The organism is Bariatricus sp. HCP28S3_A7 (genome assembly GCF_052066375.1).
Taxonomy (GTDB): Bacteria; Bacillota; Clostridia; order Lachnospirales; family Lachnospiraceae; genus Allocoprococcus.
Genome location: NZ_JBQHSG010000010.1, coordinates 94,115 through 104,882, shown reverse-complemented (window position 1 = coordinate 104,882; position 10,768 = coordinate 94,115). Strand labels below are relative to the sequence as shown.

Here is a 10,768-nt window from a genome sequence, read left to right as displayed (position 1 = left end):
AATCAAATGATAATATAACAAAAATACTGAATGTGCATTATTATCCAAATCCATATTATAATCAATCCTTTCTTTTATTCGACTGATTATATTGTACCACATCCGGCACATCAGAACAAGTGTTCTCTCGTATTTTTTTGCAATTCATCTCGCCACCTAAAGAGGTGGGAGAATTCTTGCTATATCTTGTTAAATTTGAGGACCTTATTGAACCGGAGCCTCATATCCAGCGAAATTCCTCCCAGAGTCGGCTCCACACCTCTTGTCACACTGCTGCCCCCGCCATATACATACAGTGGGATCTTGTGTTCTGTACAGTATGCCACGATCTGTTCCACCTGCTCAGTCGTATCCGGATAAACAACTGCATCGGGCAGCGAATCGATCTGATGTCTTCTGAGACGGATTGCATCGTATCCGGTCTTTCCATAAGCAACTGCCAGTCTCGGGTAGTCCTCTGTCGTGACATACTTTTCCCCAACAATCTTCTTCAGTGCTTCAATATGCTCCGTAGCAAGGCGGGACGGCTGATCAAGTACGACCTTCTCCATACCGATACTGCCATCGTACTGCTGGAAATCCGCATCCGTCATTTTAAATTTTTCTTTCATCATTTTGTACAGCGACTCTTTCGGATATTTCACAAAATCCGGATCGCCCCAACGGAAAATGGAACGATAACAGTCTTTCGGCGCAGCCTCTTTTACCCATTTGGGTTCAAATCCTTTATATGGTTTACTCATGTTACACTTCTCCTTTCATCAGGTCACTCGTTATCACGACATCGACGCCCAGCCCCAGTACATTTTCAATCACGATATCCCCCGTACCGAGCGGCTCTATCACCTGCACTTTACTGATTTCCTTCATCACATCAAATATTCTTTCTTTTGGAATCTCCGCAGAGACTTTCACCGGCACGACCGGAACATTTTCGGAGGTTTGAGATTGCGGAACCTTTTTTCATACAGAATTTTGTCTCCTGAAAGGCAGGTAAATACCGCTTCCTCCATCTCTGCTCTGCTTCGGAAATAAAGAACGATCTTTTCCGTTCCAGCGCTCTTTTCGATCCTCTGTGGTACAACATACTGCAGGGAATCTCCCGCCTCCAGTTCTAAGTATTCCCGTTTTTTCTTTTCATAGACGGCAGCTGCCTTTCCCGCAGCGATCCCGCTCTCTGTCACATAATCCACAAGATCATTGACATGGAGCGCATTTCCACAGCAGAATATTCCTTCTTTTTCAGTCATAAAATGCTCATCACAAACCGGCCCTTTCGTATGCATATCCATTGGTATTCCCAGTGAACCTGCAATTTCATTCTCCGGTATCAGCCCCACAGAAAGGATCAGCGTATCACACTCCACAATTTCTTCTGTTCCTGCAATCGGTTCCATCTTATCATTGACTTTAGAGATCTCCACGGCAGTCAGACGACTGTCTCCGAATACACGGGTCACCGTACTGGACAAATGAAGCGGAATTCCATAGTCTTCCAGGCATTGGACAATATTGCGGGTAAGACCTGATGGGGTTGGCTTTGCCTCATACACACCAATCACTTCCGCTCCCTCCAGAGTAAGACGGCGCGTTTTCTCAGAAAATACCCAGATCACTCGAAACGTCTGTCTTATCCAAAAAACGGCACAGCCCTAAGGCCATGCCGTTTTTTTTATCCTTTATTTATCCTAGTACACCGAATAATAAGTAACTGACACCTTGACTTGTCTGATTGTTTCATCTGCAGTGTTGTCGTCAATCGACGTAGTCACCGCTACGCCTCATTCCTCCTTGCATATGAAACAATCATCCTGCGTCAATGTATCAGAAACTTATTTTTCGGTGTCCTAGTCTTCTCCGTACAGAGTAACCAGTTTCTTCAGATATTCATATCTTGCTTTTGCTTCAGCTTCATTCTTAGCGAACATTACTTCTGCTTTTTCAGGATTGAATCTTGCTAATGCGTTGTAACGAACTTCTCCGTTCAGGAAGTCTTTGTATCCTTCCATCTTAGGCTCCTTGCTGTCAAGAGTGAACTTAGCGCCTTCTGCAGCCGGATTGTAACGGAAGTTGTTCCAGTATCCGCATTCTACTGCTAAAGCTTCTTCTGTCTGAGCTTTGCTCATACCTTTCTTGATACCATGGTTGATACATGGAGCGTAAGCAATAATCAGAGACGGTCCCGGATATGCTTCTGCTTCAGAGATCGCTTTTACAGTCTGGTTGAAGTCAGCACCCATAGCGATCTGTGCAACGTATACATAGCCGTAGCTCATTGCGATAGAAGCAAGATCTTTCTTCTTAACTTCTTTTCCGCCTGCTGCGAACTGAGCGATTGCGCCGGTCTTGGTAGCCTTAGAAGACTGTCCGCCTGTGTTAGAGTAAACTTCTGTATCGAATACCATGATGTTGATGTCTTTTCCACTTGCAAGAACATGGTCAACACCGCCGAATCCGATATCGTAAGCCCATCCGTCACCACCGAAGATCCACTGCGATTTCTTAGCAAGGAAATCCTTATTATTAACGATATCTTTGCATAATTCACAATCGCATCCTTCTAATGCTGCAACTAATTTATCTGTAGCTGTTCCGTTTGTAACTCCGCATGAGTAGGTATCTAACCATTCCTGGCAAGCAGCTTTTGCTTCTTCACTGCATCCTTCTGATGCTGCGACAGCTTCAACTTTCGCTTTCAGGCCTTCTCTTAATGCTTTCTGAGCTAATAACATACCGTAACCAAACTCAGCAGCGTCCTCGAACAATGAGTTAGACCATGCAGGTCCCTGTCCCTTAGAGTTTACTGTGTATGGTGTAGACGGTGAAGAGTTACCCCAGATGGAAGAACATCCTGTTGCGTTAGCGATGTACATTCTGTCACCGAATAACTGTGTAACTAATTTAGCGTATGGTGTCTCACCACATCCTGCACAAGCTCCTGAGAATTCAAGAAGCGGCTGTTTGAACTGAGAACCTTTAACGGTATTTTCTTTGAATTTAGCAACAACTTCCGGTTTCACTTCGATTTCTGTACCAAAGTCGAAGTATACCTGTTCGCCTGCGTTTGCTTCCATGTTTTCCATAACAAGAGCTTTTTCACCCTTCTTTCCTGGACAAACGTTAGCACATGAGCCACATCCTGTACAGTCATATGCTGAAACAGTCATTGTGAACTTCAGTCCCGGCATACCGATCATATCGATTGTCTTGATTCCTTCCGGTGCTTTTGCAGCTTCTTCTTCTGTAAGTGCTACCGGACGGATTACAGCGTGCGGACATACATATGCACAACGGTTACACTGGATACAGTTTTCCGGTTTCCATACCGGGATATCTACTGCGATACCACGTTTCTCGTATGCTGCAGTACCGGACGGTGTAGAACCATCTACATATTCTGTGAATGCAGATACCGGCAGAGAGTAACCTTCCTGAGCGTTAACTTTAGCCTGAATATTCTTAACGAATGAAACAGCGTCTTCTCTTCCACCCTTAACTTCCGGTGTGAATAATCCCTCATCTGCGCAGTCTTTCCAGCTTTCCGGAACTTCTACTTCATGAACCTGTTTAGCACCTGCTTCGATTGCATCGTAGTTCATCTGAACGATCTTATCACCCTTCTTGCCGTAAGTAGCTTTTGCTGCTTTCTTCATCAGGTCGATTGCTTCTTCTTCCGGAATGATGTTAGCCAGTTTGAAGAATGCTGACTGAAGAACGGTGTTAATACGTCCGCCAAGTCCGATTTCTTTACCGATCTTGATTCCATCAATGGTGTAGAACTTGATTCCGTGGTTAGCGATGAATGCTTTCACCTGTCCCGGAAGATGCTTGTCAAGCTCTTCTGCATTCCATGGACAGTTCAGAAGGAATGTACCGCCGTCAACAAGTTCCTGAACCATGTTGTATTTATTTACATAAGACGGATTATGGCATGCAACAAAGTTTGCCTTATGAATCAGGTAAGTAGACTTAATCGGTTTCTTACCGAAACGAAGGTGAGACATTGTTACACCGCCTGATTTCTTTGAGTCATAATCAAAGTAAGCCTGTGCATACATATCCGTGTTGTCACCGATGATCTTGATGGAGTTCTTGTTGGCACCAACAGTTCCGTCAGCTCCAAGTCCCCAGAACTTACAGTTGATTGTTCCTTCCGGAGTAGTAACCAGAGGAGCACCAACTTCAAGAGAAAGTCCTGTCACATCATCAACGATACCAATTGTGAACAGTGATTTTGCTTCGTTCTCGAATACAGCTACGATCTGAGCCGGTGTTGTATCTTTAGAACCTAATCCGTAACGTCCGGAATTGATCTTAACGCCGTCGAATTTGCTTCCCTTTAATGCTGCAACAACATCAAGGTACAGAGGTTCTCCCTGAGCACCAGGTTCTTTTGTTCTGTCTAATACGTTGATGTATTTAACAGTATCCGGAATTGCATCGATCAGGGCCTGAGCGCAGAACGGTCTGTAAAGACGAACTTTAACAACACCGACTTTCTTGCCCTGAGCAAGTAAGTAATCAATTGTCTCGTCGATCGTATCACAAACAGATCCCATAGCTACGATCACGCTTTCAGCGTCTTCTGCTCCATGGTAGTTGAACAGTTTGTAATTTGTTCCGATCTTTTCATTTACTTTGTCCATGTATTCCTGTACGATTGCCGGCATAGCATCGTAGAACGGGTTACATGCTTCACGAGCCTGGAAGAAGATATCCGGGTTCTGAGCAGAACCTCTCTGGCAAGGATGATTTGGATTGAGAGCATGCTTACGGAAAGCATCAATTGCATCCTTATCTACCAGATCTTCCAGATCTTCGTAATCCCATGTCTCGATTTTCTGAATCTCATGAGAAGTACGGAATCCGTCGAAGAAGTTGATGAAAGGAATACGTCCTTTGATTGCTGCACAGTGAGCAACCGGTGTTAAGTCCATTACTTCCTGTACACTGGATTCACACAGCATAGCGCATCCTGTCTGACGGCATGCATATACGTCTGAGTGATCTCCGAAGATTGATAATGCATGGCTTGCGATAGCACGGGCAGATACGTTAAATACACCCGGAAGCTGCTCACCAGCGATCTTATATAAGTTAGGAATCATAAGAAGTAAGCCCTGAGAAGCTGTGTAAGTTGTTGTAAGCGCACCTGCTGACAGGGAACCGTGAACTGTTCCGGCTGCACCTGCTTCAGACTGCATTTCAGTTACCTGAACAGTCTGTCCAAAAATATTCTTTCTTCCTTGAGTAGCCCATTCATCTGTTGCCTCAGCCATTACGGATGAAGGGGTGATTGGGTAAATAGCAGCTACGTCTGTGTATGCATACGATGCATGAGCGGCTGCATGGTTACCATCCATGGTCTTCATTGCTCTTGCCATTTCTTGTTTCCTCCTTATTTATGCCAATTATTTAACATATATATTTATTATAGTCTGTTGATTTTCAAAAGTCCAGTAGTTATTCATCGAAGATTGTTCCTTTTCGGATACACCAACCGGACGTACTCTGTTTTATTTCCCGTGAAACATCTTCCTTGCATTTTTCGCATTTTTCTTAGCTTCCTTTTCGCGCATTCTCCGCAGTCTCGTTTTATCATCCTGCTGTCTGTTGTAAACAATCAGAATCAACGCCGCCACCGCAAGAAGCCCGGATAGAATCTGTGACACCGGGAGTTCCAGTCCGGTAACAGTCAGTTGATCTGTGCGAATTCCCTCGATCCACATTCTGCCTATCCCGTATCCGAACAGATATACCAGGAATAATTCGCCTTCAAACTTCCTGTATGAATAATAGAAAAAAATCACAATCAGAACCAAAAGGCACCAGAAAGACTCGTAAAGGAACGTCGGATGTGCCTGAATGAATCGGACCTCATCAATCAATTCAATGTGATTTCTCATGCGGTCTGTCACATCGGCAACTCTAACCGAATCGATCGGTAACATCATCGCAAATAACCCATCCGTATATTCTCCGAACGCTTCACGGTTAAAGAAATTTCCCCAGCGCCCCAACATTTGACCAACCAGAAGTCCTACACAGGCGGTATCCAGCATCTCGGCTGCCGACAGCTTCTTGATCCATGCAAATATAAAAACCGTTATAACCGCCGCGATCAGTCCTCCGTAAAGAGCGAGGCCTCCTTGACGAATATTAAAAATACTCAGCGGATGATCCTTATACAGCTCCCACGAAAAAGCTACATAAAACAACCTGGCGCCGATGATTCCGAATATCACTGCAAATACCGCAAGATCCAGATAATCCTCCGGATTCTGTCCCGTATACCTCGCAATCAGCACGGTAATAAGCGTGCCTATAAGTATAGCGGCTGCAATAATGATTCCATAATATGCGATATCAAATCCTAAAATCGAAACTGCTCTGCCCACATGTTTCAATTCAATTCCCAAATGAGGAAAGATGATTGCTTCTGACATATTATCCCCTTCTTTCTTTCGTTATACTACCCCTGATATTTTAAATTTACTAATTGATTATACATTAAACCGGAACAAAATGATATCGCCATCCTGAACCACGTATTCCTTGCCTTCCAGTCTGACAAGTCCCTTCTCCTTTGCTGCATTGTACGTACCGCAAGCCATCAGATCATCATAGGAGACAATCTCCGCCCGGATGAATCCACGCTCAAAATCAGAATGGATCTTGCCTGCCGCCTGCGGCGCTTTTGTTCCTTTCTTGATCGTCCATGCACGCACTTCCGGCTCCCCGGCCGTCAAATAACTAATCAGTCCAAGAAGACTGTAACTTGCCTTGATCAGTTTCTCCAGTCCGGATTCTTTAAGTCCCAGATCCTCAAGAAACATTTTCTTCTCATCATCCTCAAGCTCCGCGATCTCCTGCTCAATCTGTGCACAAACCACAAACACTTCACAGTTCTCATTTGCCGCATATTTACGCACACTCTGCACTCCTGCATTCGAAGCACCGTCATCCGCGAGATCATCTTCTTTCACATTTGCCGCAAAAATTACCGGTTTGTAAGTCAGAAGATTGTAGCTTTCCAGCCATGCCTGCTCGTCCTCATCCTGAACCCCGTCAAAAGTCTTAGCAAGCTTTCCTTCCTCCAGATGCGCCTTGATTCGCTCCATAAGAGCAAGTTCTTTCGCAACCATCTTATCATTTCTCGCAGCGCGAACAGCTTTCGAAATTCTTCTTTCCAATATTTCCAGATCCGAAAAAATCAATTCCAGATTGATCGTTTCAATATCACGGAGCGGGTTAATGCTTCCGTCTACATGTACAATGTTGCTGTCCTCAAAACATCTCACAACATGAACAATCGCATCCACCTCACGGATATTGGCAAGGAACTGATTGCCAAGTCCCTCTCCTTTGGATGCACCTTTTACCAGGCCGGCGATGTCTACAAATTCAATCGCTGCCGGGATGATCTTCTTTGTGTGGTACATTTCCCCGAGGACGTTCAGGCGCTCGTCCGGAACGGTAACAACACCCACGTTCGGGTCAATCGTACAGAACGGATAGTTCGCAGACTCTGCACCGGCTTTGGTCAGTGAGTTGAAAAGTGTACTTTTTCCTACGTTTGGTAATCCTACGATTCCTAATTTCATAATTTTCTCCTTTGCAGGGACGTTTCTTTTGCCACGAGCAGCGCCCTTTGGTGCGCTATTGTTTGCATATTCCCCAAAATATTACTTAATTTAATAATAATCAAAAATATTTGACGTGTAAATGCTACCACAGAAATAAAAAAAACTCAATATTTTACTCTTTACTTTTCTTCAAAAAGCTATATTATAGAATTATCGGAAACACAAGTTTCATGAAACATCCGTTCTTTTCAATTTTAATTTTGATTAACATTCCTAATTTTCACCCGTTTTTCGTTTCAAATAATCAAATATCAGCTTGGAGGGATTTTTATTGACAAGACATGCACGAAAAAAATCATCTACTCAGACTTATCATGTAGTAATCAAAAGAACCGACAGGCAACTACTTTTCGAAGAATCCAAAGATTATTTAAAATATCTGGATATTTTAGAATACTTTAAAGATCAATTTAAATTTGAGATTTACGCATACTGTTTGATGTCAAATCACGTTCATCTGCTTCTTCACCACCCGGCCACCGTTTCACTTGAATCTATATTCCGTCACATAAACACACCTTACGCCTGTTGGTTCAACGCCAAATATGATCGTACCGGTTTTGTTCAAGATTGCCACTATTTTAGTGAACCTGTTGATTCGGATAACGCTCTGTTGACTGTACTTCGCTATATTCATTATAATCCTGCCAAAGCCGGGCTGGAGAAATCCCCCGGATCCGGTTATCAATGGAGCAGTTATAACGACTATACCGGAAGGACGGGCGGATTAACCGACACAGCCTTTGTTCTCAGATTACTGGATACGATTGTTTTATTACATAAAAGAGGCATCTCGATTCGGCAGTTAAACCGCCTTACCGGGACACCTCGCGGTGTGATTGACCGAATTATTTCCCATCAACAGTCCTAATGCCAGCGCACTAGTGACCAAAGGGCACTGGTCGTGGCAGAAGAACCGTCCCCACTAGTCCCGGGTCTCCATCACCACCAGCACTCCGGACGTGAATTCAATTTCCACCTTATCTTCTTTAAATTGATTGCTTACAGTCAGGCTGTCACATGGCTTCAGAGTATGGTGGCTGAGCGGCCATTTTGTTCCTTTCAGATTCAGGTCGAACACTTCTCCCGAGAGTGAGAAAATGGACAGATATTTTCCGTATGCTTCTGATTTTTTCAGGACACACGGTTTATCGATTACCCGTATTTTATTTTTTTCGTCCAGTATGTATGCTTCTACTCCTGCCTGGCAGGCAACATACAGTGACTGGACATTGGCCCAGAGGTGATCGATCCTTCCGCCGGTCGCGCCGAGAATGATGATTTCTTTGCTTCCCAATGTGATTCCGAACCGGATGGCGATTTCTGTGTCGGACGCGTCTTTGATCGGGTTATATTCCCGTACCGGCACATGTGTCTCTTCTTTGTAGTATTTGATGACTTCAGGATCGATGCTGTCGAAATCTCCCACAATATACTGCGGCATGATCTGATTGTGATATAAATACTCTACACCTCTGTCCACACCGATTATGCAGGCTCCCTCGTTTTCGCCAAGTATCTTTTCTACGAACCCCTCGTCCAGTGCTCCCCCTGTGATAATCACGGTTTTACTCATAGCTTCTTAAACTCTCCATAAATTCCCTTGTATTTGCAGCCGCGTCACCTTTAAATACTGCAGAACCGGCCACCAGAACATTGGCTCCTGCATCAAGGATTTCGCGGACATTGCCCAGATGAACACCGCCATCCACCTGAATGTCGGTTTCTGTTCCTTTTTCTTCCAGCATGTTTCTCAGTCTCCGAACTTTATCAAGAGTCTCCGGAATCAGTTTCTGCCCGCCGAAGCCCGGATGAACGGTCATGACAAGAAACATATCTGCTTCTCCGATGAACTCCTCCAGCACCGTCTCGGGTGTCTCAGGGCAAATGGAAATTCCTGTCTTTACCCCCAGTTCGCGTATTTTCGCGAGTGTTGCTCTCACATCTTTACATGCCTCATAATGAATGGTGATGATATCTGCCCCTGACTTTGCAAATTCTTCTACATAACGGATCGGTTCTGTGATCATCAGGTGTACATCCAGAACTTGTCCGGTCACTTTTCTGACAGATTTGAGGACCGGCATTCCAAAAGAAATACTCGGCACAAAGACTCCGTCCATCACGTCAAAATGCAGATATTTCGCTCCTTCACTCTCTGTTTTTTGAATTTCATCTCCAAGTACGGCAAAATCTGCCGACAAAATGGAAGGTGACAATACATATTCCATTTTTAATATCTCCTTTTCTCCTTTTGTTCCAGTTCACAATACATCTCCAGATAATCGTTGTATCTTGTCCGGTGAATGTTCCCTTCTTCCAGCGCATTCTTGACCATACACCCCGGCTCGCTCACATGATTACATCCGAGGAATCTGCATGTCCCTTCATATTCCCTGAATTCCGGAAAATACGATTTCAGTTCTTCTTTTTCAAAATCATTGGTATACAGCGAAGAAAAACCCGGTGTATCCATGATATATGAATCTTCATCCACAGGAATCAGTTCGGAATGGCGTGTCGTATGTTTCCCGCGCTCAATCTTCCGGCTGATGCTCCCTGTCTCCATGTTGATGTTCTCCTGCAGGCAATTGATCAAGGAAGATTTACCCACCCCCGAAGGTCCGGCCACAGCCGTTATCTTCCCTTTCAACACCGCTTTGATTTCCTGAATATTTTCTTCTTTATAAGCACTCGTAAAGATAACCCGGTATCCGCATGATTCATAAGTTGCCTTTAATTCTGCTATTTCCTCTTCTCCTGCAAGATCCTGCTTGTTAAAGCAGATCACGACGGACATCTCCTGTCGTTCCATCATTACCAGAAACCGATCCAGAAGATTGAAGTGCGGTTTCGGCTTTGTCACTGCAAACACAACCAGTGCCTGATCAATGTTCGCAACCGCAGGCCGAATCAGTTCACTCTTTCTCGGAAGTATTTTCGTGATATTTCCGGTTCCTTCTTCTTTGTCAAGGACTTCATATTCTACCAGATCTCCCACCAGCGGTTTTATTTTCTCTTTACGGAAAATCCCCTTCGCCTTGCATTCATAAACAGCGAATTCTACTACGTCATAAACGTAGTAGAATCCTGCAATTCCTTTTATAATTCTTCCCTGCATA

Annotated in this window: 10 protein-coding genes; 1 reads left to right on the top strand and 9 read right to left on the bottom strand. The window is 44.2% G+C overall.

Features of this window, described 5'->3' with window-relative positions; translation table 11 throughout:
- Positions 1–179: 179 nt before the first annotated feature.
- The 6 genes from ACTNA4_RS08970 to ychF form a co-directional block, all read right to left on the bottom strand.
- Positions 180–743: an FAD-binding oxidoreductase gene (locus tag ACTNA4_RS08970; protein ID WP_441029708.1), complete on the bottom strand. Its 564-nt coding sequence runs from the start codon at positions 741–743 to the stop codon at positions 180–182.
- Between the two features lies 1 nt (position 744).
- The gene (locus tag ACTNA4_RS08965; RefSeq protein WP_441026618.1) at positions 745–921 is read right to left on the bottom strand and encodes a DUF1667 domain-containing protein; all 177 of its coding nucleotides are present in this window, start codon (positions 919–921) and stop codon (positions 745–747) included.
- A complete protein-coding gene (locus tag ACTNA4_RS08960) occupies positions 912–1,562 on the bottom strand; it encodes an NAD(P)/FAD-dependent oxidoreductase (protein WP_441029705.1) in 651 nt (216 codons plus the stop codon). The genes ACTNA4_RS08965 and ACTNA4_RS08960 overlap by 10 nt, the downstream gene beginning before the upstream one ends.
- Before the next feature lie 285 nt (positions 1,563–1,847).
- Complete coding sequence (gene nifJ / locus ACTNA4_RS08955) at positions 1,848–5,384, bottom strand: pyruvate:ferredoxin (flavodoxin) oxidoreductase (protein ID WP_427820411.1); 3,537 nt, start codon at positions 5,382–5,384, stop codon at positions 1,848–1,850.
- Positions 5,385–5,516: 132 nt separating this feature from the next.
- A complete protein-coding gene (lgt, locus tag ACTNA4_RS08950; protein WP_441018504.1) occupies positions 5,517–6,446 on the bottom strand; it encodes a prolipoprotein diacylglyceryl transferase in 930 nt (309 codons plus the stop codon).
- A gap of 57 nt (positions 6,447–6,503) precedes the next feature.
- A complete protein-coding gene (gene ychF, locus ACTNA4_RS08945) occupies positions 6,504–7,604 on the bottom strand; it encodes a redox-regulated ATPase YchF (RefSeq protein WP_427808274.1) in 1,101 nt (366 codons plus the stop codon).
- Positions 7,605–7,917: 313 nt separating this feature from the next.
- Here ychF and ACTNA4_RS08940 point away from each other — a divergent pair, with 313 nt between their 5' ends.
- Positions 7,918–8,517, top strand: a complete 600-nt coding sequence (locus tag ACTNA4_RS08940) for a transposase (RefSeq protein ID WP_441018502.1) — start codon at positions 7,918–7,920, stop codon at positions 8,515–8,517.
- Between the two features lie 54 nt (positions 8,518–8,571).
- Here ACTNA4_RS08940 and ACTNA4_RS08935 read toward each other — a convergent pair whose 3' ends face one another.
- Genes ACTNA4_RS08935 through rsgA form a run of 3 tightly spaced genes read right to left on the bottom strand, consistent with a single transcriptional unit; the run spans position 8,572 to position 10,767 of the window.
- Positions 8,572–9,222 carry a thiamine diphosphokinase gene (locus tag ACTNA4_RS08935; RefSeq protein ID WP_441018500.1) on the bottom strand — a complete coding sequence of 217 codons (651 nt, stop codon included), beginning with the start codon at positions 9,220–9,222 and terminating at the stop codon, positions 8,572–8,574.
- On the bottom strand, positions 9,215–9,877 hold the full coding sequence (rpe, locus tag ACTNA4_RS08930) for a ribulose-phosphate 3-epimerase (protein WP_441018498.1): 663 nt from the start codon (positions 9,875–9,877) through the stop codon (positions 9,215–9,217). Before rpe ends, ACTNA4_RS08935 begins: the two co-directional genes overlap by 8 nt.
- A 2-nt stretch (positions 9,878–9,879) precedes the next feature.
- On the bottom strand, positions 9,880–10,767 hold the full coding sequence (rsgA, locus tag ACTNA4_RS08925; protein WP_441018496.1) for a ribosome small subunit-dependent GTPase A: 888 nt from the start codon (positions 10,765–10,767) through the stop codon (positions 9,880–9,882).
- Position 10,768: the final 1 nt, after the last annotated feature.

Excerpts from the sequence above, each read along its gene's own strand:
- ACTNA4_RS08970 (WP_441029708.1), bottom strand. The coding sequence starts at position 743 with ATGAGTAAACCATATAAAGGATTTGAACCCAAATGGGTAAAAGAGGCT.
- nifJ (WP_427820411.1), bottom strand. The coding sequence starts at position 5,384 with ATGGCAAGAGCAATGAAGACCATGGATGGTAACCATGCAGCCGCTCAT.
- lgt (WP_441018504.1), bottom strand. The coding sequence starts at position 6,446 with ATGTCAGAAGCAATCATCTTTCCTCATTTGGGAATTGAATTGAAACAT.
- ychF (WP_427808274.1), bottom strand. The coding sequence starts at position 7,604 with ATGAAATTAGGAATCGTAGGATTACCAAACGTAGGAAAAAGTACACTT.
- ACTNA4_RS08935 (WP_441018500.1), bottom strand. The coding sequence starts at position 9,222 with ATGAGTAAAACCGTGATTATCACAGGGGGAGCACTGGACGAGGGGTTC.
- rpe (WP_441018498.1), bottom strand. The coding sequence starts at position 9,877 with ATGGAATATGTATTGTCACCTTCCATTTTGTCGGCAGATTTTGCCGTA.
- rsgA (WP_441018496.1), bottom strand. The coding sequence starts at position 10,767 with ATGCAGGGAAGAATTATAAAAGGAATTGCAGGATTCTACTACGTTTAT.